General features: G+C 74.4%; 25 protein-coding genes and 1 pseudogene. 16 read left to right on the top strand and 10 right to left on the bottom strand.

The features are described 5' to 3' along the window. Positions 1–7 precede the first annotated feature (7 nt). Positions 8–706, bottom strand: a complete 699-nt coding sequence (locus ABWU78_RS00850) for a GTP pyrophosphokinase (protein WP_253050773.1) — start codon at positions 704–706, stop codon at positions 8–10. Between the two features lie 256 nt (positions 707–962). On the opposite strand from ABWU78_RS00850, the gene ABWU78_RS00845 reads away from it, so the two are divergent. The 6 genes from ABWU78_RS00845 to ABWU78_RS00820 all read left to right on the top strand — a co-directional run bounded on the left by ABWU78_RS00845 (position 963) and on the right by ABWU78_RS00820 (position 8,496). Next, the gene (locus ABWU78_RS00845) at positions 963–3,656 is read left to right on the top strand and encodes an ATP-dependent DNA ligase (protein WP_439157272.1); all 2,694 of its coding nucleotides are present in this window, start codon (positions 963–965) and stop codon (positions 3,654–3,656) included. A gap of 178 nt (positions 3,657–3,834) precedes the next feature. Then, positions 3,835–4,260 carry a nitroreductase/quinone reductase family protein gene (locus tag ABWU78_RS00840; RefSeq protein WP_439157271.1) on the top strand — a complete coding sequence of 142 codons (426 nt, stop codon included), beginning with the start codon at positions 3,835–3,837 and terminating at the stop codon, positions 4,258–4,260. 122 nt (positions 4,261–4,382) lie between these two features. After that, positions 4,383–5,648, top strand: a complete 1,266-nt coding sequence (locus tag ABWU78_RS00835) for a hypothetical protein (RefSeq protein WP_439157270.1) — start codon at positions 4,383–4,385, stop codon at positions 5,646–5,648. Continuing rightward, positions 5,645–6,892, top strand: coding sequence for an amidohydrolase (locus tag ABWU78_RS00830; RefSeq protein ID WP_439157269.1), 1,248 nt, complete (start codon positions 5,645–5,647; stop codon positions 6,890–6,892). Before ABWU78_RS00835 ends, ABWU78_RS00830 begins: the two co-directional genes overlap by 4 nt. Before the next feature lie 132 nt (positions 6,893–7,024). Beyond that, positions 7,025–7,432: a VOC family protein gene (locus ABWU78_RS00825; protein WP_439157268.1), complete on the top strand. Its 408-nt coding sequence runs from the start codon at positions 7,025–7,027 to the stop codon at positions 7,430–7,432. A gap of 128 nt (positions 7,433–7,560) precedes the next feature. Then, positions 7,561–8,496 carry an NADP-dependent oxidoreductase gene (locus ABWU78_RS00820; protein ID WP_253050389.1) on the top strand — a complete coding sequence of 312 codons (936 nt, stop codon included), beginning with the start codon at positions 7,561–7,563 and terminating at the stop codon, positions 8,494–8,496. An 80-nt stretch (positions 8,497–8,576) separates the two neighbouring features. Here the strand turns inward: ABWU78_RS00820 and ABWU78_RS00815 are convergent, their stop codons facing one another. Continuing rightward, positions 8,577–8,957 (bottom strand): cupin domain-containing protein, encoded by a 381-nt coding sequence (locus tag ABWU78_RS00815; RefSeq protein WP_253050391.1) that lies wholly within the window; start codon positions 8,955–8,957, stop codon positions 8,577–8,579. On the opposite strand from ABWU78_RS00815, the pseudogene ABWU78_RS00810 reads away from it, so the two are divergent. From ABWU78_RS00810 to ABWU78_RS00800, 3 genes and pseudogenes are all read left to right on the top strand, one after another. Continuing rightward, positions 8,956–9,489: pseudogene (locus ABWU78_RS00810) on the top strand (aminopeptidase P family N-terminal domain-containing protein); the annotation flags it as partial. The gene ABWU78_RS00815 and the pseudogene ABWU78_RS00810 sit on opposite strands and share 2 nt — an antisense overlap. Then, positions 9,443–10,261 (top strand): M24 family metallopeptidase, encoded by an 819-nt coding sequence (locus tag ABWU78_RS00805; protein WP_439157267.1) that lies wholly within the window; start codon positions 9,443–9,445, stop codon positions 10,259–10,261. The pseudogene ABWU78_RS00810 and the gene ABWU78_RS00805, both read left to right, overlap by 47 nt. After that, positions 10,258–10,863 carry a class I SAM-dependent methyltransferase gene (locus tag ABWU78_RS00800; protein WP_253050393.1) on the top strand — a complete coding sequence of 202 codons (606 nt, stop codon included), beginning with the start codon at positions 10,258–10,260 and terminating at the stop codon, positions 10,861–10,863. Before ABWU78_RS00805 ends, ABWU78_RS00800 begins: the two co-directional genes overlap by 4 nt. 10 nt (positions 10,864–10,873) lie before the next feature. Here ABWU78_RS00800 and ABWU78_RS00795 read toward each other — a convergent pair whose 3' ends face one another. Further along, positions 10,874–12,277, bottom strand: coding sequence for an MFS transporter (locus ABWU78_RS00795; RefSeq protein ID WP_253050395.1), 1,404 nt, complete (start codon positions 12,275–12,277; stop codon positions 10,874–10,876). A 122-nt stretch (positions 12,278–12,399) separates the two neighbouring features. Here ABWU78_RS00795 and ABWU78_RS00790 point away from each other — a divergent pair, with 122 nt between their 5' ends. The 4 genes from ABWU78_RS00790 (at position 12,400) to mqo (ending at position 16,241) form a co-directional block, all read left to right on the top strand. Further along, positions 12,400–12,975 carry a TetR/AcrR family transcriptional regulator gene (locus ABWU78_RS00790; RefSeq protein ID WP_353708907.1) on the top strand — a complete coding sequence of 192 codons (576 nt, stop codon included), beginning with the start codon at positions 12,400–12,402 and terminating at the stop codon, positions 12,973–12,975. Next, a complete protein-coding gene (locus tag ABWU78_RS00785; protein WP_353708906.1) occupies positions 12,972–13,661 on the top strand; it encodes a pyridoxine/pyridoxamine 5'-phosphate oxidase in 690 nt (229 codons plus the stop codon). Before ABWU78_RS00790 ends, ABWU78_RS00785 begins: the two co-directional genes overlap by 4 nt. Continuing rightward, positions 13,652–14,485, top strand: coding sequence for a maleylpyruvate isomerase family mycothiol-dependent enzyme (locus ABWU78_RS00780; protein WP_353708905.1), 834 nt, complete (start codon positions 13,652–13,654; stop codon positions 14,483–14,485). Before ABWU78_RS00785 ends, ABWU78_RS00780 begins: the two co-directional genes overlap by 10 nt. Before the next feature lie 235 nt (positions 14,486–14,720). Beyond that, positions 14,721–16,241 (top strand): malate dehydrogenase (quinone), encoded by a 1,521-nt coding sequence (mqo, locus tag ABWU78_RS00775; RefSeq protein ID WP_253050402.1) that lies wholly within the window; start codon positions 14,721–14,723, stop codon positions 16,239–16,241. Positions 16,242–16,419: 178 nt separating this feature from the next. On the opposite strand, the gene ABWU78_RS00770 is transcribed toward mqo, so the two are convergent. Next, positions 16,420–16,836 carry a hypothetical protein gene (locus ABWU78_RS00770; protein WP_253050404.1) on the bottom strand — a complete coding sequence of 139 codons (417 nt, stop codon included), beginning with the start codon at positions 16,834–16,836 and terminating at the stop codon, positions 16,420–16,422. A gap of 90 nt (positions 16,837–16,926) precedes the next feature. On the opposite strand from ABWU78_RS00770, the gene ABWU78_RS00765 reads away from it, so the two are divergent. Together ABWU78_RS00765 and ABWU78_RS00760 are read left to right on the top strand one after the other, a co-directional pair. After that, positions 16,927–17,880 (top strand): helix-turn-helix domain-containing protein, encoded by a 954-nt coding sequence (locus tag ABWU78_RS00765; RefSeq protein WP_253050406.1) that lies wholly within the window; start codon positions 16,927–16,929, stop codon positions 17,878–17,880. Between the two features lie 155 nt (positions 17,881–18,035). Continuing rightward, positions 18,036–19,145 (top strand): fatty acid desaturase family protein, encoded by a 1,110-nt coding sequence (locus ABWU78_RS00760; protein WP_353708904.1) that lies wholly within the window; start codon positions 18,036–18,038, stop codon positions 19,143–19,145. Between the two features lie 52 nt (positions 19,146–19,197). On the opposite strand, the gene ABWU78_RS00755 is transcribed toward ABWU78_RS00760, so the two are convergent. Beyond that, positions 19,198–20,028 carry a siderophore-interacting protein gene (locus ABWU78_RS00755; protein ID WP_353708903.1) on the bottom strand — a complete coding sequence of 277 codons (831 nt, stop codon included), beginning with the start codon at positions 20,026–20,028 and terminating at the stop codon, positions 19,198–19,200. Between the two features lie 174 nt (positions 20,029–20,202). Between ABWU78_RS00755 and ABWU78_RS00750 the strand changes: the two genes are divergently transcribed. Beyond that, positions 20,203–20,421, top strand: a complete 219-nt coding sequence (locus tag ABWU78_RS00750; RefSeq protein ID WP_253050410.1) for an SCO4848 family membrane protein — start codon at positions 20,203–20,205, stop codon at positions 20,419–20,421. Here ABWU78_RS00750 and ABWU78_RS00745 read toward each other — a convergent pair. From ABWU78_RS00745 to ABWU78_RS00725, 5 genes are all read right to left on the bottom strand, one after another. Continuing rightward, positions 20,408–21,328 (bottom strand): RNA polymerase sigma-70 factor, encoded by a 921-nt coding sequence (locus tag ABWU78_RS00745; RefSeq protein WP_353708902.1) that lies wholly within the window; start codon positions 21,326–21,328, stop codon positions 20,408–20,410. The two genes, ABWU78_RS00750 and ABWU78_RS00745, sit on opposite strands and share 14 nt — an antisense overlap. Then, positions 21,325–21,918: a carboxymuconolactone decarboxylase family protein gene (locus ABWU78_RS00740; RefSeq protein ID WP_253050411.1), complete on the bottom strand. Its 594-nt coding sequence runs from the start codon at positions 21,916–21,918 to the stop codon at positions 21,325–21,327. Before ABWU78_RS00740 ends, ABWU78_RS00745 begins: the two co-directional genes overlap by 4 nt. A gap of 107 nt (positions 21,919–22,025) precedes the next feature. Beyond that, entirely contained in the window at positions 22,026–22,277 is a 252-nt protein-coding gene (locus ABWU78_RS00735) for a hypothetical protein (protein WP_253050413.1), read from the bottom strand. A 9-nt stretch (positions 22,278–22,286) separates the two neighbouring features. Then, positions 22,287–23,567, bottom strand: coding sequence for an MFS transporter (locus ABWU78_RS00730; protein ID WP_253050415.1), 1,281 nt, complete (start codon positions 23,565–23,567; stop codon positions 22,287–22,289). Beyond that, a complete protein-coding gene (locus tag ABWU78_RS00725; protein WP_253050417.1) occupies positions 23,564–24,517 on the bottom strand; it encodes a LysR family transcriptional regulator in 954 nt (317 codons plus the stop codon). The genes ABWU78_RS00730 and ABWU78_RS00725 overlap by 4 nt, the downstream gene beginning before the upstream one ends. Positions 24,518–24,590: the final 73 nt, after the last annotated feature.

Genomic DNA, 24,590 nt, shown 5'->3' with positions numbered 1-24,590 from the left:
GGTGGCGTCAGCCGTCGTGGCGGCGCTCGTGGAACGCCTCGTCGGCGACCTGCGCCGTCCGCATGAAGCTCTCCATCACCTCGCGCGGCGTGGCGAGCTCGTCCGTGTTCTCCGTGGGCTCGGGCACGCCGTCGAGGCCGCGCACCTCGTCGTGGATGCGCTCCATCGTCGTGTCGAGCGTCGCGGCGACGTCGGCCGCGAGCTTGAGGGCGTCGGTGAGGTGCTGCGGCACGTCCCGCTGGTACTTGTAGTAGATCTTGTGCTCGAGGCTCGCCCAGAAGTCCATCGCGATCGTCCGGAGCTGGATCTCCACCACGACGTCCTCGACGCGGTCCGACAGGAACACCGGCACCTGCACGATGAGGTGCAGGCTCTTGTACCCGTTGCCCTTGGGGTGGGCGATGTAGTCGCGCTCCTCCAGGACTGTGAGGTCGCGCTGGCCGACGAGCAGGTCCCGCACGCGGTAGATGTCCGAGACGAACGCGCACGTCACGCGCACGCCCGCGACGTCGAACATGTTCTCGCGCACGCCCTCGGGCGTGAGCGGGATGCCCTTGCGGCGCGCCTTCGCGACGATCGAGTCGAGCGACTTGAGGCGCGAGCCGAGGTGCTCGATGGGGTTGTCGTCGTGGACGTGCCGGAACTCGTCGCGCAGGACGGTGATCTTGGTCATCACCTCGTCGATGCCGAACTTGTAGTTCATCATCAGGCGCCGGAACTCGCGGACGCGCGGACCGATCTCCGCGGGGAGCGGTACGTCGTCGGTCGTCAGGTGCGTCACGGTGTTCCTCTCGGTCCTGCCTCGTCCCGGCGGTCTCCCCGGCTGGGTCGGACCGCCTCCTCCAGTGTGCACGGTCGAGGGCGCCAGGAAGTTCCCGCGGCGGCCCGCGGGCGGGGTCCTTGGTCCCGCGTCGGGTCCCGCCCGGCGGGCGGCGCGGACGGGCGCGCGTCACGATGGGCCCATGGCCACCTCATCGAGCCGCGGCGCGGGCGAGACGGTGAGCGTCGGGGGCCACCGCCTGCGGCTCACGAACCTCGACAAGGTCCTCTACCCCGCCACCGGCACGACGAAGGCCGACGTCCTCGCGTACCTCGCGGCCGTCGCCGACGTCATGCTCCCCCACTGCGCCCACCGGCCCGCGACGCGCAAGCGCTGGCCGGACGGGGTCGACGGGCAGGTGTTCTTCCAGAAGAACGCGGGGCAGGGCGTGCCGTCGTGGGTGCGCACGCGCCGCATCCAGCACAAGAGCAGCGCGAACGACTACGTGCTCGTCGACGACCTGGCCACGCTGACGTGGCTCGGCCAGACGGCGTCGCTCGAGCTGCACGTTCCGCAGTGGCAGTTCGGCCGCACCGGCGTCCACCTGGCCCCGGACCGGCTCGTCCTCGACCTGGACCCGGGGCCCGGGGCCGGGCTGGCCGAGTGCGCGGAGGTCGCGCGCCTGGCCCGGCAGATCCTGCAGGGCATGGGGCTCGAGCCCTTGCCCGTGACGAGCGGGTCCAAGGGCATCCACCTGTACGCCGCGCTCGACGGCAAGCAGGACGCCGCGGCCGTCTCCGCCGTCGCGCACGAGCTCGCGCGCTACCTCGAGGCCGAGCACCCCGACCTCGTCGTGAGCGACATGAAGAAGTCGCTGCGCGGCGGCAAGGTGCTCGTCGACTGGAGCCAGAACAACGGCAACAAGACGACCATCGCTCCGTACTCGCTGCGCGGGCGCGAGCACCCGACCGTCGCGGCACCCCGCACGTGGGAGGAGCTCGACGACCCGGACCTGCGGCACCTCGACAAGGACGAGGTCGTCGAGCGCGTGCGCACGATCGGCGACCCGCTCGCGGCCCTCACGCTCGGCCATCTGTCCGCGCTCGAGCCCACGCCCGAGCGCATGGCGACGTTCGAGCGCAAGGGCGCTGCGACGTCGGGCAGCGGCGGAGACGGCCCCGGGGCGAGCGACGACGACCGACCCGACCGCCTGCACCGGTACCGCTCGATGCGTGACGCCCAGCGCACGCCCGAGCCGGTGCCGGACGACGCACCGCCCCCGAGCGCGGGCAACAGCTTCGTCATCCAGGAGCACCACGCCCGGCGGCTGCACTGGGACTTCCGGCTCGAGCACGACGGCGTCCTCGTGAGCTGGGCGCTGCCCCGCGGCGAGCCGACGGACCCGAAGAAGAACCACCTCGCCGTCCAGACCGAGGACCACCCGCTCGCGTACGGGTCGTTCGAGGGCACGATCCCGCAGGGCGAGTACGGAGCGGGCGAGGTGACGATCTGGGACGCCGGAACGTACGAGCTCGAGAAGTGGCGCGACGGCAAGGAGGTCATCGTCACCCTCCACGGCGAGCAGCACGGCACGCGCCGCCTCGCGCTCATCCACACGGGCGGCCGCGACGGCCGCGAGGACGACAACTGGCTCATCCACCTCATGGCCCCGCGCGGCGGCACCCCGGGGCCGGTGTCCGCGGGAGGCCGCGACCAGGGCGAGACGAAGAAGGCGGGTGGGGCGCTCGCGCCGGGTCGTGGCGGGTCTGGCGGGAGCGCCGAGGAACGAGGCGCGGATGGTAGACCCGGCGCGAGCGCCCCACCCGCCACCCAGCCCGACCACGGCCCCGACCAAACCCCGACCGAACCGCAGCCGGCTCGGACGGACTGGCGGCCCATGCTCGCTTCTCCCGCGACGCCAGGCGACCTGCGCGACGGCGATGGTTGGGCGTTCGAGATGAAGTGGGACGGGTTCCGGGCGCTCGCGCACGTGTCGCACGGCCAGGTGCGGCTCGTGAGCCGCTCGGGCAAGGACATGACGGTGACGTACCCGGAGCTGCAGGCGCTCGCCGACCAGGTCCCCGCCGAGGCGCTGCCCGTGGTGCTCGACGGGGAGATCGTCGCGCTCGATGCGCGCGGGCGCCCGAGCTTCCGCCGCCTGCAGCAGCGCGCGAACATCGCCAAGCCCGGCGACGTGGCGGCGGCGCGGCGGAAGGTCGCCGTCGACCTCATGGTGTTCGACATTCTCGAGACGGCGGGGCGCTCCTTGGCGAAGCGCCCCTACGACGAGCGCCGAGAGCTCCTCGAGGACGTGCTCGACGACGCGCACGCACCCGTGCACGTGCCGCCCGCGTTCGACGGCGACCTCGACGCGGCGATGGAGACGTCGAGGCGGCTCGGCCTGGAGGGGGTCGTCGCCAAGCGGCGCGACGGCACGTACTCGTCCGGCCGCCGGTCGACGCTGTGGCTCAAGCTCAAGCACGCGCAGTCGCAGGAGGTCGTCGTCGTGGGGTGGCGGCCGGGGCACGGCGACCGGACGCACCTCGTCGGGTCGCTCCTGCTCGCGGTGCCCGACGGCGACCGGCTGGTCTACGTGGGCCGCGTCGGGTCGGGCTTCACGGACGCCGAGCGACGCGACCTCGTCGCCGAGCTCGGCCGGATCGAGCGCACGACGTCTCCCGCGACGGGAGTGCCCCGCGAGGACGCGCGGGACGCGCGCTGGGTCTCGCCGCGTCGGGTCGCCGAGGTCGTCTACGCCGAGTGGACGGGCCCCGGCGAGGGCGAGGGCGACGACATCCCGTTCGGCAAGCTGCGGCACCCCGTGTGGAAGGGGTGGCGGCACGACAGGTCGCCGGCCGACGTCGTGCGCGAGGAGCCCGCGACGCTCGACAGGTGACGGACCGTCGACGGCCGTTGACGCGGCCCGCGACCCGCGGGACCGTTGCTGCGTCGAGGTTCCTCGGCTCCCCTCCGACGCAGGACGGTGACCATGACCGACACGTCCTCCGCACCTCCCGCCCCCCGAGCGCCCGCCCCGGCTCCCGCCGCGCTGGTTCGTCCGCACGGCCTGGGTCGTGCACCGCGCGTACTACCGGGTCACGGGTCACCGGCGAGGCCTGTGGCGCCCGCAGCCCGAGAAGTGGGGCACGCTCCTGCTCTGCACGGTCGGGCGGCGCTCCGGCCGCGAGCACGACGTGATCGTCGGCTACGTCGAGGACGGCCCGAACCTCGTCACGCTCGCGATGAACGGCTGGGCCGCGCCCGAGCCGGCGTGGTGGCTCAACCTCCAGGCGCACCCCGACACCACCGTCGAGCTGCACGGCGAGACGCGCGCCGTCCACGGTCGCGCGGCCGAGGGGGCGGAGCGCGCCCGGCTCTGGGAGCGGTGGCGCACGTTCGACCACGCGCTGGACGGGTTCGCCGCACGGCGCCCGACCGAGACGGCGGTCGTCGTGCTGGAGCCCCGTCCCGCAGAGGCGCCGGCCGGCGACGGCGCGTAGGGCGGGGCGCTGCCGACACGTCCCGCCGGTCGTCACCCGGTGCTCGGCGCGGCTCTCGGCCTGGTCCGGAACCGGTCCAGGACGTCGACGGGGCGTCCGTGCAATTGGTATACCATTTCGCCATGGCACATCTCCCCCCTCCCGGTGGCGCCGCGCCCCTGCGGCGTCGTACGCGCCGCACGCGGCGCGCCGTCGCGGCGTGGGCGACGGCCGTCGTCGTCGGCCTGCTCGCCGCCTGCTCGCCGGGCGATCCGGGCGATCCGGGCGACGCTGCCTCTCCCGATCCCGCGCGGACCCCCGGCGCCACGTCCCCCGCCCCGACCCCTGCGCCCGACCCCTCGGACGAGCCCGCGGTCCCCGAGGAGCCGGTGGAGGCCCCCGCGCGCTACCTGCTCGCGACCGAGGCCGAGTCCGACGGGCTCGCCGTCGTCGATCCGACGATCCGGGACGGGAGCGCCGTCGTCGACCGCGTCGAGGTCGGCGCCGCGCCCTGGGGGATCGCCGTGCACGCCCCGACGATGCGCGCGTACGTCTCGACCGCGCAGGGCGTCGCGGTCGTCGACCTCACCACGCGCGAGCGCGTCGACCTGATCCCCTACCGAGACAGGCCCGCCCGGGTCGGGTTCGGCGAGTACCGACGCGGCGGCATGGGCGTCGCGGTGTCGCCGGACGGCACCCGCGTCTACGTGGCCGTCCACCGGGGCGACTCGTCCACGCTCGAGACGATCGACGTCGCCGCGCGCGAGGTCCTCGCGAGCACGCCCGTGGGCCTGCGGCCGTTCGACGTGCTCGTCGCGGCCGACGGCCGCGAGGTCTACACGGTCGACCACGACGAGTTCTCCGTGCACGTCGTCGACACCACGACGTTCGAGGCCCGGCGGATCGAGGTCGCCCCCTTCGGCACGGAGGGCGGCCTCGCGTCGTTCGAGAAGCCGCACTACGCCGTCCTCGACGACGACGGGTCGCTCCTCCTCCCCTACCAGGGACGCGTCCTGGTCCGTCTCGACCCGGCCACCGGCACGACGACGACGGTGCCGTCCGCGGCCGACAGCCACCAGCACGGCGTCGCCCGCGCGCCCGACGGCCGCGTCGTCGTCGTGGGCAACGGCCCGTTCGGCAACGCCGCGGGCGGCCCCAACGTGGCCGTGCTCGACCCCGCGACCGGGTCGGAGCAGGTCGCGGCGCTCCAGCGCCGCCACGAGACCGTCACCACGTGGACCGACCCGGCGACCGGCGCCCTCAGCGCCGTGCTCGCCGGCGGCTACACCCAGGCCGAGGCGTGGGACGGCGCGACCGTCGTCGACCTCGCCACCCTCGCCACGTACGAGATCCAGATCCCCGGACGGCCCCAGGTCGTCGTCCCGCTCCCGGAAGGACCCGCCGCATGACCAGCCCGAGCGCCCCCGAGACCGTCACCGTCCTGCGCGACGTCCGCCCCTGGGGCGGCGAGCGGGTCGACCTGCACGTCGCCGGCGGACGGATCGCCGCGGTGACGCCGCACGACCCTGCCGCGCCCGCGCCGTCGGGTACGTCGTCGGACGCGCCGGCCGCCGGGGCCGACGGGGTCGTCGACGGACGCGGTCTGCTCGCGCTGCCCGGCCTCGTCAACGCCCACGCGCACGTCGACAAGAGCTGGTGGGGCAAGCCGTGGGTCAGCTACGGCGGCGAGGCGACGACGCAGGGCCGCATCGCGCACGAGCGCGCGCACCGCGACGAGCTCGGGATCCCCGGCGTCGACGTCACGCTCGCGGTGCTGCGCGAGTTCGTCCGCCACGGCACGACGGCGATCCGCACCCACGTGGACGTCGACCTCGGCCTGGGCCTGCGCGGCATCGAGGTCGTGCGCGAGGCGCTCGCCGCGCTCGGCGGCGCCGTGCACGCCGAGATCGTCGCGTTCCCCCAGGACGGCGTGCTGCGTCGCCCGGGCGTGCTCGACCTCCTCGACGCGGCCGCCGCCGCGGGGGCCGAGCACGTCGGCGGCCTCGACCCCGCGTCGATCGACCGCGACCCGGTCGGCCAGCTCGACGGGCTCTTCGCGATCGCCGAGCGCCGCGGCGTCGGGATCGACGTGCACCTCCACGACGGCGGCGACCTCGGCGCGTTCCAGGTCGAGCTCATGATCGACCGCACGCTGCGCGCGGGGCTCCAGGGCAAGGTCAACGTCGCGCACGGCTTCGCGGTCGGCGACGTCCCGGCGTCGCGCCAGGCGGACCTCGTCGCCGCGATGGGCGAGGCGGGCATCACCATGACGACCGTCGCGCCGATCGGCGCCGCGCCCCTGCCCGTGCACGCGCTGCGCGCCGCGGGCGTCGCCGTCGGGCTCGGCACGGACGGGATCCGCGACCTGTGGTCGCCATACGGGACCGGGGACCTCCTCGCCCTCACGACGCAGCTCGCGCGCCTGTCCCGGTTCCGGTACGACGAGGAGCTCGTCACCGCGGCGCGCGTCGCGACGTCCGACGCCGCGCGCTTCGTCGGCCGCGACGTGCACGACCTCGTCGTCGGCGCGCCCGCGGACGTCGTCCTCGTGGACGCCGAGAACGTGCCCGACGCCGTCGTGCGCGCCCCGCGCCGCGCGCTCGTCGTGGCCGCGGGCCGGGTCGTCGCGCGCGACGGCGACGTGCTCGTCTGAGCCCTCCCCGAGGCGGGCCGTCGCCCGGCCGCGACCCGCGCGCGGCCGGGCGATGAGTTCGTGGGGCACCGGTCGTCTACCTCCACGACACCACGTACCGGGCGAACCGCCCACGACGCCGGAGGCGCACTCATGAGCACGCAGATCTTCGTCAACCTGCCCGTCAAGGACCTCGACGCCGCCAAGGCGTTCTACACGACCCTCGGGTACACGGTGAACGAGCAGTTCACGGACGAGAACGCGTCCTCGATCGTCCTCAGCGACACGATCTACGTCATGCTCCTCACCGAGGAGTTCGCGAAGCGGTTCACGAACAAGGCGATCGCCGACGCGACCGCCACGACCGAGGTCATCAACGCGCTGAGCGTCGGCACGCGCGAGGAGGTCGACCGCCTCGCCGACGCCGCGTTCGCCGCCGGCGCCATCCCGGTCAAGGACCCCCAGGAGGAGGGCGGGTTCATGTACTCCCGCAGCTTCGCCGACCTCGACGGCCACCAGTGGGAGGTCCTCTTCATGGACCCGACCGCGTTCGAGGGCTGACGCACCGCACGAGGTAGAGCGTCCGGTCTCGAGGTAGGACACGCGGGGTTCTACCTCGAGACCGGACGCTCTCTCTCGTGACGGTCGGTCTCGGGAATCGGGCGGGCGCGCGTGCCGTTGCCGCCATCATGCGAGCCATCACCTACTCCCGCTACGGCGGCCCCGACGTCCTCGAGACGACCGAGCTCCCGACCCCCAAGGTCGGGCCCGACTCCGTGCTCGTGCGCGTGCGCGCCGCGAGCGTCAACCCGGTGGACTGGAAGGTCCGCGAGGGCTACCTCGACCAGATCATGGACGTAGCCTTCCCCGTCGTCCCCGGCTGGGACGTCGCGGGCGTCGTCGAGCGCGTGGGCCTGGACACGCCCGAGCTCCAGGTGGGCGACGAGGTGTACGGGTACGTGCGCAAGGACGTCGTCGGAGGCGAGGTGTCGGGCGGGACGTTCGCCGAGCTCGTCGCGGCGCCGGTCCGCACGCTCGCGCGCAAGCCCGCGGCGTGGTCGTTCGAGGAGGCCGCCGCCGTGCCGCTCGCGGGTCTGACGGCATTCCAGACGATCCGGCGCGCGGGGGTCGCGGCGGGGCAGACGGTCCTCGTGCACGCCGCGGCCGGCGGCGTCGGGTCGTTCGCCGTCCAGATCGCCCGGGCGCTCGGCGCGCGCGTGATCGGGACCGCGTCCGAGCGCAACCACGACTTCCTGCGCTCGCTCGGCGCCGAGCCGGTCACGTACGGCGACGGACTCGCGGACCGCGTCCGGGCGCTCGCGCCCGAGGGCGTGGACGTCGTCCTCGACTACGTGGGCGGCGACGCGCTCGACACGGTGCCCCAGGTGCTGCGCGACGGCGGCACGGTCGCCTCGATCACGGAGGCCCGGGCGCGCGACGAGCTCGGCGGGCACTACGTGTGGGTGCGCCCCGACGCGGCGGACCTCGCGGAGCTCGCGCGCCTCGGCGAGGAGGGCGTCCTGCGTCCGGAGGTCGCGGAGGTGTTCGACCTCGCCGACGCCGCCGACGCGCACCGCGCGAGCCAGTCCGGCCACGTGCGCGGCAAGATCGTCGTCCGGGTCTGACCCCCGCGAGATCGACCCGAGCGTCCCCAGATCGACCCACCGAGGGTCGATCTCGGCCGCTCGGGTCGATCTCCTCGTCGTCAGGCGTCCGGGAGCTCGCGCAGCGGCGACGTGAGGTCGCCTCCCGCGTCGCCCGTGTTCACGGTCCCTCGGCGCTCGACGAGCACCGCGGAGGTCTCGACGTCGGCCCGCGGCCGGTGCTCGACGCCCCGCGGCACGACGAACAGGTCGTGCGGCCCCAGGACGACCGCCCGCTCGACGCCGTCCTCGCGCAGGTCGATCGTCAGCTCGCCCGCGAGCACGAGGAACAGCTCGTCGGTGTCGGGGTGGGTGTGCCAGACGAACTCGCCGCGCACCTTGACCACCTTGACGTCCTGGTCGTTGAGGCTCGCGACCCGGTGGGGCTGCCAGTGCCCGTCGAACGTGTCGAGGGCGGCGAAGAGGTTGCGCGCGTCGGTCATGTGCCCACCCTGCCACTCCCCTGCGCGCCGCGAGATCGACCCGCACGTCCGAGATCGACCCTCAGAGGGCCGACGTCGGAGCGCTCGGGTCGATCTCGCGGGTGAGCGGTGCCACGCTGGCACCATGTCCAGCACCGACGCCGCACGTCCGGGGGCCGCGTTCGGCCCCGAGGTCTACGCCGCCCGCCGCGAGCGCGCCGCCGCGCACGCCCGCGACGCCGGGCTCGCGGGGCTCCTCGTCTCGCCGGGGCCCGACCTCGCCTACTTCACCGGCTACGCGCCGCCGGACACCGAGCGCCTCACGCTGCTCGCCATCCCCGCGGGCGAGCCCGGCGCACGGGCCGGCGCGTCCGTCGTCGTGCCGCTGCTCGAGCGCGGCGACCTGGTCTCGGCCCCGGGCGCCGACGGGCTCGACGTCGTGACCTGGCGCGACGGCGACGACGAGCACGACGCCGCCGCACGCCTCCTCGACGGGACCGGCACCTATGCCGTCTCGGACTCGACGTGGGCGCTGCACGTGCTCGGTCTCCAGCGAGCCCTCCCGGACGCGCGGTTCACCGCGTTCACCGACGCCGTCCCGACGCTGCGCGCCCGTCAAGGACGCGCAGGAGGTCGAGCGCCTCGCCGCGGCGGGCGCCGCCGCCGACGCCGCCTTCGGCCAGATCCGCGAGGTCGCGTTCGCGGGCCGGCGCGAGCGGGAGGTCGCCGCCGACCTCGACCGGTTCCTGCGCGAGCACGGGCACGAGCAGGTCGACTTCACGCTCGTGTGCGCGGGACCGAACGGCGCCGACCCGCACCACGACGCGGGCGACCGGGTCATCGAGCCGGGCGACCTCGTCGTGCTCGACTTCGGCGGGCTCCGCGACGGCTACGGCTCGGACACGACGCGCACGGTCCTCGTCGACGGTGGCACCGACGACGCGCTCGCCGCGCAGCAGCGCGAGGTCTACGACGTCGTCCGCCGCGCCCAGCAGGCAGGGGTCGACGCCGTACGACCCGGCGCGACGTGCCAGGACGTCGACCGCGCGGCGCGCGCCGTCATTACCGACGCGGGCTACGGCGAGTTCTTCGTGCACCGTACGGGGCACGGCATCGGCACCACGACCCACGAGCCGCCGTACATGGTGGAAGGCGAGGACCGGCCGATCGAGCCCGGCATGTGCTTCTCCGTCGAACCGGGCATCTACCTGCCCGGACGGTTCGGCGTGCGGATCGAGGACATCGTCGTCGCGTTCCCGCCGGACGTGCCCGACGGCGCACGCCGCCTCAACACCTCGACGCACGACCTCCAGACCGTCCGATGAGGGACCCGGCGCGCTGGCCCGCCTACAACGCGGCCCAGCGCGGGCGGCCCGTGCGCGACCTGTGCCGCCGGGTCCTCGACCTCGCAGGCCCGGGCGACGGGCGCCTCGCGCTCGACCTGGGCTGCGGGGCGGGCGTCGAGACGGCCGCGATGCTCGACGCCGGGTGGCGCGTCGTCGCGCTCGACCCGGCCCCTGGGACCGGCGACCTGGTGCGTGAGGTCGTCGGGCCGGGCGACCGCGGTCGGCTCACCGTGCACGAGGCCGGCGCCGCGGACGTCTCCACCCTGGTCCGCCCCGCGGCCGTGCAGCTCGTCCACGCGAGCTACGCGCTCCCGCACCTGCCGCGAGCGGTGTTCGACGACGCGTGGCGGCAGGTCCGCGCCGCGCTCTCCCCGGGCGGGTGGCTCGCCGTCGACCTGTTCGGCGACCGCGACTCGTGGGTCGGCGCGCAGGACGAGACCTTCCTGTCGCGCGCCGAGGTGGACGACCTCCTCGCCGGGCTGGACGTCGTGGTGCTCGACGAGGTCGAGGAGGACGGCGAGGCGTTCAGCGGGCCGAAGCACTGGCACACGTACGCCGTGGTCGCCCGAGCACCGGGCTGAGCGTGCACGCTCAGGCGGCGGCGTCCGCGGTCGCGCGCACCTTCTCGTTGCGGATGCCGACCCAGCTCAGCACGCCGCCGAGGACGAGCAGCGCCGCCGTGACGACGAGCGAGCGGTGGAAGCCGTCGAGATCGAGCACGCCGCCGACGATCACGCCCGCGAACGCGATGACGACCAGGCCCGCGACGCGGGACACCGCGTTGTTCACCGCCGAGCCGATCCCAGCGTCCGCTGCGGGGATCGAGCCGAGGATGGCGGACGTGAGCGGGGCCACGGTCATCGCGAGGCCGAGGCCGAAGAGCAGGAGACCCGGGAGGACCTGGGTGACGTAGACGGCGTCGTCGGTCGTCGTGAGCAGCAGCAGGTAGCCGGCCCCGCCGACGATCGGCCCGACCGTCATGAACAGGCGCGGGCCGTAGCGGCCCGCGAGCGCCCCGAACCGCGTGGAGAGCGCGAGGAGCACGAGGGTCACCGGGAGCTGGGCGAGCCCGGCGGCCGTCGCGCTGTACCCGCCGACCTGCTGCAGGAACAGCGTGACGACGAACCCGCCGAAGTAGAGCGCCCCGTAGATGGCGGCGGTCGCGAGGTTGCCCCACGCGAAGTTGCGCACGCGGAACAGGCGCGGCGGGAGCATGGGGTCGGGGGCGCGACGCTCCCACCCGACGAACACCACGAGGCACGCGACCCCGACGACGCACGGCCCCCACACCACCGGGCTCGCCCACCCGAACCGGCCCTGCTCGATGAGCGCGAACACGGTGCCGGCGAGCCCGACGGCGGCGAGCGTCGCCCCGGCGACGTCGATGCGGCGTCGCCCGTCTGGGCCGCCCGCGGCCCCCGGCTCCTCCGCAGCGGACCGCGGGACGCCGCGCAGCAACCACAGCGTCACCGCGACGGGGAGCACGTTGATCCAGAACACCCAGCGCCACGAGATGGTGTCGATGAGGATCCCGCCGAGCAGGGGGCCGACGAGCGACGCGGTGCTGGTCCACGCGGTCCAGGAGCCGATGGCACGGGACTGCCGCTCGCCGTCGAACGTCGAGATGATCATGGCGAGCGAGCTGGGCACGAGCAGCGCACCCGCGACGCCCTGGAGCCCGCGCGCGACGACGAGGAACAGCCCGTCGGGGGCGAGCGCGCACGCGACGGACGTCACCGCGAAGCCGACGAGGCCGATCGCCATGATGCGACGCCGGCCGTGGACGTCGGACAGCGAGCCCGCCAGGAGGATGAGCGCGCCGAGCGTGATCATGTACGCGTCGACGACCCACTGCTGCAGTGCGAGACCCGTGACCGGCCCGGTCGTCAGCTCGGCGGAGATCGCGGGCAGCGCGACGTTGACCACCGAGCCGTCCAGGAACGACACGAACGACGCGAGGACCGCGACCACCAGCACTCGCTGCTGCACCGTCACCGACCCACCGTACGACTCGACTCTCATGCCGTCCCGACCGAGGCGACCGGGACGGCGTGACGCGCGGTGCTCCGCGGGGCGGCCGATCGACACCATACCTAGAGGTAGGTATGGTGACAGCCATGACGACGACCGACGCCCGTGCGCGCCTCGTCGCCGCCGCGCAGGAGCTGTTCTGGGCCCAGGGCGTCGGCGCGACCAGCCCGCGCGAGGTCCTCGCCGCGAGCGGCGTGGGCCAGGGCAGCCTCTACCACCACTTCCCCACCAAGCACGACCTCGCCGCGGCGGCCGTCCACGCCACGACGACCGCCGGGCTCGACGCGGCGCACCGCGACCTCGACGCTGACGGGACCGCCGTCGAGCGCCTCGTCCGCTACCTCGAACGGCCGCGGCCCGCGCTCGCCGGGTGCAAGGTCGGGCGCCTCGTGAGCGACCAGGCCGTCATGGACGACGCCACGCTGGCGGCGGAGGTCCGGACCTACTTCCGCGGGCTCGTCGACCTGGCCGCCGCCGTCCTGGCGGAGGACGGGCTGCCCGACGACGCCGCCCGCGACCGCGCGCTCGCCGCCGTCGCGATCGTGCAGGGCGGGTACGTCCTGGCACGCGCCCTCGACGACCCCGACGCGATGACCGCGGCAGCCCGCGGGTTCGTCGCGCTCCTGGACCCTCGACCCGCCGACCCGCCGGAGGACGCATGACCGCCGCACCCGACCGCCCGTCCCTGCGCGAGCGCCTGCGCGCGCTGCCGGTGCTCGGCGCCGACCTGCCCGGCCTCGACGTCGACGCGGCACCCGACGAGCCCAGCACGCTCTTCGTCGACTGGCTCCTGGAGGCGATCGACGCCGGTCTGCCGGCACCGCACGCGGCAACCCTCTCGACCGCCGACGCGAGCGGCCGGGTCGACGCCCGGACGCTGATCCTCAAGGACGTCGACGGCGACGGCTGGGTCTTCGCCACCCGCGCCGACTCGCCCAAGGGCCTGGCGCTCGCGGAGAACCCGAACGCCGCGCTGACGTTCTTCTGGCGCGAGCACGGCCGCCAGGTGCGGGTGCGCGGTCCGGTGGTCCCGCTCGGCCCCGACGCGTCCGCCGCCGACTTCCTCGCGCGCTCCGACGCCTCCCGCGCGACCGCGCTCGCGGGACCGCAGAGCGACCCGCTCGCGTCGCAGGACGCGTACCGGACCGCGTGGGACGCGGCGCTCGCACGGGTCCGCACCGAGCCCGGACTCGTCCTCGACGCGTGGACCGCGTACGCGCTGGAGCCCACGAGCGTCGAGTTCTGGGCGTCCTCGCCCGAGGGCCAGACCCGCCTCCGCTACGCCGCGGCCGCGGACACCCGGACCGCAGCACCCCCCACCTGGACGAAGGAGCTCCTGTGGCCCTGACCGGAACCAGCCCGCTCGCGCTCCCCGACGTCGAGGACGCGCGCCACGACGCACGGTCCGCGCTCGCCGCCGTCACCGCCGCGACGCGCACCCTCGGCGACGACGGCCTCGCCGGCCCCTCGACCCTTCCCGGCTGGTCGCGCAGCCACGTGCTCGCGCACGTCACGGCGATCGGCGAGGCCATGGCCCGCCAGGCGGAGCACGCCGCCCGCGGCGCGCTCGTCGAGGTGTACGACGGCGGAGCCGCCGGCCGCGAGGCCGGCATCCAGGCGGGCGCGGGCCGGTCCGTCGCCGCGCACGTCGTCGCGCTCGAGGCGCTCGCCGAACGCCTCGACGCCGCGTGGCCGGAGCCCGGGTCGTCCGGGTGGGACGCCCCCGTGACCTACCGCGACGGGACCGTCGCCGACGCGCTCGTCGCATGGTGGCGCGAGGTCCGCGTCCACGCCGTGGACCTCGACGCCGGGATCGGCCTCGACACCTGGCCGCGCTCCCTCGACCTCCACCTCCTCGACTTCCTCGGGGTCCGGCTCGCGGACGACGTCGTGGTCGAGCTCGCGAGCGAGCCCACCGTGCTCGGGGTGGGTCCGGGCGGCCTTCGCCTCGCTGCCGAACCCGGGATCTCTCCCGACTCGGAGACTCCCCTGGGGAGCGACCCCGGGTTCGACGCGCGAGCCGGTGTCGTCGTCCGGGGTCGCCTGACCGACGTCGCCGCCTGGCTCGCGGGCCGCGCCCCCGACGCCGCACCCCTCGCGTTCCGCTCCGGCGAACCGGTCGCCCTTCCCGAGATCAGCCCCTGGCCCTCCCCGTACTCGCCGCCGCGGTAGACCCGCGTCGGGGTTCGACGCGTGGCCGGGTCTCGGGCGCGAGCCGAACCCGCCGCTCGAGCGGCGGAGCCTCTGAGCCCTCCGCGACCTGCTCTCCCTCGGCGGACGGGGGTCCCGGGGTGCGGGTGAGACGTCCGGCCTGTGCCGGTCGGGACGTTCGTCCCGCGAAAGTGTGACGCACGCCCGTGACGGAACGCACACTTAGTGCACTCTTTCACAAGCGTAGAATCGGAGCGTGTCGAGTCGAGCGAGCAACCCCGCAAGCAGCGCAGACCAGATCGACGTAGCCCTCATCGGCGGTGGCATCATGAGCGCCACGCTGGGAGCCCTCCTCAAGGTCCTGGAGCCTTCCTGGACCGTGCGCATCTACGAGCGTCTGGACGCCGTGGCGCAGGAGTCGTCGAACCCGTGGAACAACGCCGGGACCGGCCATGCCGCCCTGTGCGAGCTGAACTACACGCCGGAGAAGGCGGACGGCTCGATCGACATCACCAAGGCGGTGAAGATCAACGAGCAGTTCGAGGTGTCGCGCGAGTTCTGGCACCACCTGCTCACCACCGGCGCCCTCCCCCAGCCCGCGAGCTTCATCTCCCGCACGCCGCACATGACATTCGTGCGCGGCGCGGAGAACGTCGACTACCTGCGCCGCCGGTTCGAGACGCTGCGCCGGCACCCGCTCTTCAGCGAGCTCGAGTTCAGCGACGACCCGGCCGTGATCGCCGAGTGGGCCCCGCTCCTCGTCGCGGAGCGCGACGGCGACGAGCCGGTCGCGGCGACGCGCGCGACGAGCGGCACGGACGTCGACTTCGGCGCCCTCACGCAGCAGCTCGTCGACTACCTCGTCTCGCAGGGCACGCAGCTCTACCTCGAGCACGAGGTGAAGAACCTCAAGAAGACGAAGGACGGCCGCTGGCGTCTGACGGTCAAGGACCGCTCGTGGAACGCCCCGAAGCGCCGCTCGACGGTCGAGGCGCGGTTCGTGTTCGTCGGCGCGGGCGGTGGCGCCCTGCCGCTGCTCCAGGCCGCGGGCATCCCCGAGGCCAAGGGTTACGGCGGCTTCCCCATCAGCGGCGAGTTCCTGCGCACCGACAGCCCCGAGCTCGTCGCGCAGCACCAGGCCAAGGTGTACGGCAAGGCCGACGTCGGCTCCCCGCCCATGTCCGTCCCGCACCTGGACACGCGCGTCGTCGACGGCAAGACGTACCTGATGTTCGGCCCCTATGCCGGGTTCAGCCCCAAGTACCTCAAGAAGGGCAAGTACCTCGGGCTGTTCACGTCGCTGCGCCTGCACAACCTCGGCTCGATGGTCGGTGCGGGCCTGAAGAACCTCGACCTCACCCAGTACCTGGTCGGCCAGCTCCTGGCGAGCCCGGAGACCAAGTTCACGGCGCTCCAGGGCTTCATGCCGACGGCGCACCCCAAGGACTGGGAGACCATCACCGCCGGCCAGCGCGTGCAGGTGATCAAGAGGGACAAGGACGGCAAGGGCGTCCTCGAGTTCGGCACCGAAGTCATCGCCGCCGGCGACGGCTCCATCGCGGGCCTGCTCGGGGCCTCGCCGGGCGCGTCGACCGCGGTCCCCGCGATGATCGACCTGCTGGAGCGCTGCTTCCCCGCGCGCTTCACCAAGTGGCGCCCCGAGCTCGCGACGATGATCCCGAGCCTCGGCCACGCCCCCTGGGAGGCCGAGGAGCTCGAGGGTCTCGACCAGCTCACCGGCGGCGCGGACGTCGACGCGGTCGGCTCGCGCGCCTGACCAGGATCTGACGCCCCTCCCCCACGACGGCCCGGACCTCCACGAGGTCCGGGCCGTCGCGTCTCTGTCGCCACGTCTCTGTCGCCCCCTCTCTGTCGCGGCGTCTCTGCAGCCGCCTCCTTGCCGTCCTGGCCGTCTCGCGTCCGTCGTCGTGCGTTCGCCGCGGGCACCGACCGCGTCAGCGCGGGAGCGGCACGCGCCGCGCCGCGCTCGGCGGACGCCGGTTCGACGTCGGCGGCTCGGCGAGCGTCGCCGACGCCTGCGCCGGGGCACCCCGCACGCCGTCGCGCACGGCAGGGTTCGGGACGACGCGCCGCAGGACGAGCTCGGCCGCGACCGCGTGCGGGTCGACGTGCGCGCCCTGCGCGTCAGGGCGCGAGGCCGCCGCCCGCAGGTCGGCGTCGAGACGCTGCGCGTCGCGGTCCGGGCGCTCGCCGTCGACCGACCGGTCGCCCCACGCGCCGGCACCGGGCCACGCGCCGTCGGACCCCGCGGGGAACCACGGTCGCGCGGGGTCCTCGCGCCGCACCGCGAGCGCCGCGACGGTCGGGCCGACGACGAGGAGAAGAACCACCACACCCCAGAAGATGTCCATGCCCCCACCCTTCCGCCGGGCGGCTCCGCCGACGAGTGGCAGGACTGACACCTCTCGACAAGATCCCGCCACGGGCGTAGCGTGCCGTGCATGGTGCACTCCGTCGCTGCCGTCGTGTGCGATGGCCTGGCCCCGTTCGAGTTCGGCGTCGTATGCGAGGTGTTCGGCCTCGACCGGAGCGAGGACGGCGTCCCGCCGTTCGACTTCCGCGTGTGCGGCCCGGTCGCCGGGTCGCCCGTCCGCACGTCGGTCGGCGCGCAGGTCGTCCCCGACCACGGGCTCGACGCGACGGACGACGCCGACCTCCTCATCGTCCCGGCGATCCGCATCGGCTCGCACTACCCGCCCGAGGTGCTGGACGCGGTCCGACGCGCGTCGGACCGCGGCGCGCTGCTGCTGAGCGTGTGCTCCGGGGTGTTCGTGCTCGCCGCGGCCGGCGTGATCGAGGGGCGGCGCGTCACGACCCACTGGATGCACGCCGACGAGCTGCGTCGCCGGTACCCGAGCCTGGACATCGACCCGGACGTGCTGTTCGTCGACGACGGCAACCTCGTGACGAGCGCCGGGACCGCAGCGGGGATCGACGCGTGCCTGCACCTCGTGCGGCGCGAGCTCGGGGCCAAGGTCGCGAACACGATCGCGCGGCGCATGGTCGTGGCGCCCCAGCGCGAGGGCGGTCAGCGCCAGTTCATCGAGCGCCCGGTCCCGGAGTGCGAGGAGGACTCGTTCGCCGAGCTGCTGGAGTGGATGACCGAGCACCTCGACGAGTCGCTCACGGTGCGCGACCTGGCGCGCCGGGCCCACACGTCGGAGCGGACGTTCGCGCGTTCGTTCGTCGCCCAGACGGGCACGACGCCGCTCGCGTGGCTGACGTCGCAGCGCGTCGCGCACGCGCAGTCGCTGCTCGAGGAGTCGTCGCTCGACCTCGAGGAGGTCGCGCGGCGCTGCGGTTTCGGGTCGGCGGCGCTCCTGCGCCACCACTTCCGGCGCGCGGTCGGCATCACGCCGACGGAGTACCGCCAGACGTTCCGCTTCGCCGCCTGACCACGACGCCGCCCGTCCGGCTCCTGCGCGAGTTCTTCACGTGACGCGCTCGCATGCGCAACCTACGGTCCCGTAGGGTGGGGGTCATCTGCAGCACGAGCACCCGCTCACCTCCGCGGCTGGGAAGTCGACACCGACACCCTGCGAGGCCGCACATGACCTCTGCCGCAGTGCGCCCGGGCTTCCGGGCCACCCGTCCCCGCACCGACGAGCCGGGCGCCGTCACCAGCACGTACAGCGCGCTGTCGCGCACCGTGCGCGACGCCGGCCTGCTCCACCGGACGCACGGCTACTACCTGTGGACCCTCGCCGTGCTGACGCTCGCGCTCGGCGGCGCCGTCGCCGGGTTCGTCCTCCTCGGCGACTCGTGGTTCCAGCTCCTGATCGCCGGGGCGCTCGGCCTGATCTTCACCCAGTTCGCGTTCGTCGCCCACGAGGCGTCGCACCGGCAGGTCTTCGCGTCCGGCCCGGCGAACGACCTCCTGGGTCGCATCCTCGCGAACGGCGTGGTGGGGATCAGCCACTCGTGGTGGATGAACAAGCACACGCGCCACCACGCGAACCCCAACCAGCGCGGCAAGGACCCGGACATCGCCCCGGACGTCGTCGTCTTCCTCGACGAGGACGCCGCCGCCGCGAAGGGCTTCCGCTCGGTGATCAACCGCTACCAGGGGTGGCTGTTCTTCCCGCTCCTCACGCTCGAGGGCCTCAACCTGCACGTCCAGGCGTACCGCTCGCTCCTCGCGGGTGGCCGGACGCGCGGCAACGTCCGCGACCGGGTCCGCGAGCTCGTCATCCTCACGCTGCGCCTGTCGCTCTACGTGGGGGCGATCTTCTGGTTCCTGCCGCTCGGCATGGCGTTCGCGTTCCTCGGCGTGCAGCTCGCCGTGTTCGGCGTCTACATGGGGGCGTCGTTCGCGCCCAACCACAAGGGCATGGCGATCATTCCCGAGAACGCGAAGATCGACTTCCTGTCCAAGCAGGTCCTCACGTCGCGCAACATCCGCGGCGGCTGGTGGATGAACGTCCTCATGGGCGGGCTGAACTTCCAGATCGAGCACCACCTCTTCCCGAGCATGCCGCGTCCCCACCTCGCGCGGGCGCGGGAGATCGTGCGCGAGCACTGCGCGAACCTCGGCCTGCCCTACACGGAGACCAGCCTCGTCCAGTCGTACGGCATCGTGGTCCGCTACCTCAACCGCGTGGGGCTCTCGGCGCGCGACCCGTTCGACTGCCCGATGTTCCGCCAGCTCCGCAAGGTCTGACGGGACAGAGGCGTGCCGCCCGGGCCCTCAGGTCCGACGACGCCCGGGCCGGTCAGGCCGACGCCGCGTGCCCGTGCCGCCAGTACCCGACGAAGTCGACGTGCGCCTTGGGCACGCCGCGGTCGTTGACGAGGTGGCGGCGCACCCCGGTCGCGAGCGTCGACTCCCCCACCGCGTACGCGTAGACGGGACCGGACGGCAGGTCGGCCGACCGCACCGCCTCGAGCGCCAGCGCGCCGGGCAGGAGCGCGTGCGGGTCGGTGCCCTCGGGCGCGGAGCCCTCCCGCACGACCCAGCGCAGCTCGACCCCGGCCGGGACGCGAAAGTCCTGCGCGTCCGCCGCCTCGGGGATCTCGACGATCGCGAGGCCGCGCGCGTCGTCGGGCAGCGACTCGCAGATGCCCGCGACCGCGGGCAACCCGGTCTCGTCGGCGACGACGAGGGTCCAGTCGTGCGGGACGCGCGGGTTGTACCCCACACCCTGGTCGAGCACGCCGACGCGGTCGCCCGGCCGCGCGGACAGCGCGAACGACGACGCGGGCCCGGCGTCCCCGTGGACGACGAAGTCGACGTCGATCTCGCGCAGGTCGGGCCGCGCGGCGCGCACCGTGTAGTTGCGGACCCAGGGCCGGCGCGCCTTGGGCGTCGCGAGGTACTGGACGTACCACATGCCCGACGTGCGCGTGGGCAGGCGCAGGGACTCCTGGTCGTCGCGGGCGAGGAACATCCGGAACCACTGGTCGAAGCCCATGGGTGTGAAGAGGTCCATGTCCTCGCCGCCGAGGGTCACCCGCACGACGTTCGGGCTCACCCGCTTGCTGCCCACCACGCTCAGCGTGACGACGTGCGCGTCGGCGGGCTTGACCATCTTGAACGTGGCCACCAGCGGCTCCTCGGGGTGCGGCCCGGGCCTCCCGGGCGGACGACGGCCCCGCGACCACGGTGACCGTAGGCAAGGCTATCCTCACCTGCGGGTCACCGTCGATGTGGCCGATCCCACACACCCCGTGACCCTCCCCGGTCCGGAGGCACCGCGCTCCGCTGGCATGCTCGACGCGTGGAGCTCCCCGTCGCCTGGTCCGTCGTCCTGCTCGTCGCCGCCGCGTGGAACCTGCTCATCTGGCCGCGGTTCCTCCAGCGCATCGCCAAGGACCCCCGCGCGCGGGACGCCGAGGGGCGCGCGACGCGCTTCCTCACGGTGCACGTCGTGCTCATCGCGGTCTCGCTCGTTCTCGCTCTGGCAGTCGGCGCGCTCGGCGTCCTCACGCTCGTCTGAGCCCGGCCAGCCGCTCCGGGTTCCGGAAGAGCAGGACGCGCACGACGCGCTCGCCGTCGTACTCGACGGACGCCGCCATCGCCGGCGCCCCCTCCACGGTCCACACCCCGCCCAGCGCGCCGTTGACCAGCGCCGGCTCGAAGGCCATCGCCGTCGTCTCGGGCTTCGCCGAGAGGCCCACGAGCATGCGCGCCACCTTGTCCGCCCCCGTCACGGGTCGCAGCGCCGCGCGCGCCTTCCCGCCGCCGTCGCTCACCACGACGACGTCCGGCGCGAGGACCTCGACGAGCGCGGTCGTGTCACCCGTGGCGCACGCGGCCATGAACCGCTCGACGGCGGCACGCTGCGCGTCGTCGGGCGGCGTGAACCGCGGGCGACGCGCCCGCACGTGCTCGCGCGCGCGGTGCGCGGTCTGACGCACGGACTCGGCCGAGCGGTCGAGGCCCTCGGCGATCTCGTCGTACGGGACGTCGAACACCTCGCGCAGCACGAACACGGCGCGCTCGAGCGGGCTCAGCGTCTCCAGCACGACGAGCAGCGCCATCGAGACGTCCTCCGCGCGCTCGACCTGCAGCGCGGCGTCCGGCGTCGTGAGGAGCGGGTCGGGCAACCACGACCCCACGTACGTCTCGCGGCGCGCCCGCAGCGCGCGCAGCCGGTCGAGCGCGAGCCGGGTCGTGACGCGCACGAGGTAGGCGCGCGGGTCCAGGACGTCGGACCGGTCCGCAGAGGACCAGCGCAGCCACGCCTCCTGGACCACGTCCTCGGCGTCGGCCGCGGAGCCCGTCATCTCGTAGGCGACGGTGAAGAGGAGCCGGCGGTGGGCGCTGAACGGTACGAGAACCGGGTCGGGGCCGCGACGGTCCGCGACGTCGTCGGGCGGCGCGGTCTCGGCGTCGTCGCTCACCCGGCCAGCCTGCCAGCCGTCGCCGCCGTGCGCAGCCCGCCGTCGAGCGGGACCTCGCAGCGGTCGCTGAAGCCCTGGCTGGACAGGCCGAGGGCCGCGTTGATCCGGCTGCGCAGGTTCTCCAGCGCGACGACGGCGGTGAGCTCGACGAACGCGGGCTCACCCAGGTCGTCGACCAGCGCGGCCGCGAGCTCGTCCGTCACCGTCGGCGGGGTCGCGGTGGCCGCCTCGGCGTACTCGAGCACGCGCCGCTCGACGGCGGTGTACGCGTCGCTGTCGCGCCACGCGGGCACGTCGTGGAGCTTGCGGGGGTCGACGTCGCCGTGCTCCGACTCCCAGTAGCCGAAGTCGACGCACCACGAGCAGCCGATCTGCACCGCGGACGCCATGACCGCGAGCGCCGAGAGCGTCGGGTCGAGCGTCCGCCAGCGCGCGGCCCCGGCCTCGAGGACGCAGTACGTCGTCGCGACGCGCGGGTCGTGCCCGATGGCGGCGAGCGGCTCGAGCACGGCGCCGTACCGCCGGCGCGAGAGCGCCGCGAGCGTGCGGTTGAGCAGGGTCCGGGGCGGGTCGAGCGAGATGCGGGCCACGAGGGTCTCCTTCCGTCAGCCGGCGCGGTGCGCGCCGGTCGAGCGCGGGGTCGACCATCCAGACGCGCGCCGCGGGCCGCGCGTGACACGCACGCGCGTGACCTGCGTCACGGCCGGTGCGCGCGCTTCTCGTTGCCCCGCCGGTAGTTCCCCGTCGCCCGCGCGAGCAGGAGCTGGACCTCGACCTCGTCGTCGCGCGCCTCGGCCCGCTCCAGGGCCGCGACGAGGCGGTCGGCCGCCGCCCCCGCGACCGTGACGACGACGCGACCGCCGCGCGCGACCCGGACGCGGCCGTCCTTGGTCACCTGGTGGTCGAACGGGTCGGGGAACGGGTCGGGGGGTGTGCGGTCGCTCGTCATCCCGCCACGCTAGGGCGCGTCGGACGACGCGCGCACCGCCTTTTGCCCGGCGTGCGGTCGCACGAGGTTCGCGAGCGGCGAGTAGCGCGGCACCCAGCGCGCGAGAGCCGCCGCGGACCCCGCGCCGAGGAGCGACGTCGCCCAGACGCCGGCCGCGAGCGACCCCAGCGCGGCCCCCGCCGAGAGCACGAGGGGGCCCAGCGCGTCGCCGGTGTCCTGGAAGAGCCGCCACACGCTGAGGAAGGTCGGGCGCACGTCCGCGGGGGCGACGTCGGCCCCGAGCGTCATGACGATGCCCGACCCCATCCCGTTGCCGACCCCGAGCACGGCCGCGACGACGGTCACCGCGCCCACCGTGTGGGCGAGGGGCAGGAGCGCGAGCCCGGCGGCCATGGTGAGCATCGACGGCACGGCGACCCACAGGCGCCCGAACCGGTCCATGACCTTGCCCGCCGGGTAGAACAGCAGCATGTCGAGCGCGCCGGAGACGCCGAAGACCAACGACGTCACCTCCGCGTCCAGCCCGAGGTGCTCGCCCCAGAGCGGGATGACGGTCTGGCGTGCCCCGCGGACGGCGCTCACCAGGAGGATCGCGACGCCGAGGGTCGCGAAGAGGCGCCGGTGCTCACGAGCGACGGCGGCGATCGTGACGCGTGGGCCGCTCGACGCACGGCTCACCCGGGACCTGGCCCGACCGTCGCGCTCGCTCCCGTCCGGGCGCACGACGGCGAGCACCGCCACCGCGGCGAGCGCCGCCCCGGCCCCGAGCCAGTACGCGCCCCGCACGTCCGTCGCCGCGATGACCGCGGCACCGGCGAACGGGCCGAGGAACAGTCCGATGCGGTGCACCCCCGCGAGCGTGGACAGGACCCGCGCCCGCCGCAGCGGCGGGGTGATCTCCGTGAGGTACGCCTGCCGGGCGAGGTTGAAGACGGCGGTCGACGCCCCGAGCGCGAGGACCCCCACGGCGAGGCCCCACAGGCTCGGCGTGAGCGCGACCCCCGTGAACGCCGCCGCGGCGACGCCGCCCGCGAGGAGCATCGCCGCGCGGTCGCCGAGCCGCTGGGCGAGCGCCCCGGCCGGGAGGTCGAACAGGATCTTGCCGATCGGGACGAGCGCGGCGATCAGCCCCGCGACCGTGAGGCTCGCGCCGCGACCGGTCGCGGTGACCGCGACCACGGGCAGCATCGCGCCGATGCCGATCTCGAGCACGAGGGTCGGGACGAACGCGCCGAGGACGACGCTGCGGAGCGGGAAGAGCGGCGCGTCGGTGCCCGCCGGGGCGGTCACCGCACCTCCGCCGCGGCCTCGACGCCCACCGGCTCGTCGTCGGGCCGCGTCACCTCCGCCCCGCGGCACGCGGGAGCGTCGGCGAGGAGCTCGAGGAGCTGGGGCGCGGCGGAGGCCGTGCTGTCCCAGCGTCCGGTCACCACGGAGACGACCCAGCTCGGCGCGCCGCCCTCCGGCAGCGGGATCGTCACGAGGCGCTCGGCCTGCGGCTTCGCGGCCACGTGGCGGGGCACGAGGGCGATGCCGAGACCGCGGTCGACGAGCTCGAGGAGCGTGTGCACGTCGTTGACCGAGCACCGCACGCGCCGGTGGACGCCGTGCGCCGCGCACGTGGCGTCGTTGACGGGACGCGCACCCCACGACGGGTCGAAGTCGACGAACTCCTGGCCGGAGAGGTCGGCCCAGTCGACCCTGCCCCGCGCGGCGAACGGGTGCTCCGGGGCGCACACGAGCACGAGCGGCTCGCTGCCCAGCACGGTCTGCGACAACGACCCCAGGTGCTCGGTGGTCGCGACGAACGCGACGTCGAGGTCGCCCTCGCGCACGCGTGCGAGGAGGTCGTGCGAGCCGGCCTGCGCGAAGTGGATCTCCACCTGGGGGTAGCGGCGGTGGAAGCGCTCGAGCAGCGTGGTGACGTCGAGGACGCCGAGGCACTGCTCCGAGCCGACCCGCAGCGAGCCGGACAGGGCGCGCGTCGCGCGGACGACCGCGTCGCGCCCGGCGGCCGCCTGCGCGAGCATGGAGCGTGCGTGGGGCAGCAGCGCCAGGCCCGCCTCGGTGGGCTCGACGCGGCGGGTCGTGCGCGTGAACAGGCTCGCGCCGAGCTCCTCCTCGAGGCTCCGGACCGCGGCGGACAGGCCCGACTGCGAGACCCCGACGAGCTGGGCGGCCCGGGTGAACTGGCGCTCGTCCGCGAGCGCGACGAGGTACTCCATCTGACGAAGATCCATTGACCACTCGCACTTCTCTATATGACAACTACTAGTTGTTGGACTTCTAGGTTATCGCTTCCTAGGCTCGAGC

It is taken from the genome of Cellulosimicrobium sp. CpK407 (assembly GCF_051844275.1).
Lineage (GTDB): Bacteria > Actinomycetota > Actinomycetes > Actinomycetales > Cellulomonadaceae > Cellulosimicrobium > Cellulosimicrobium cellulans_G.
Note: the sequence above shows the minus strand (reverse complement) of the source record. Positions and strands in the feature narration are given on the sequence as shown.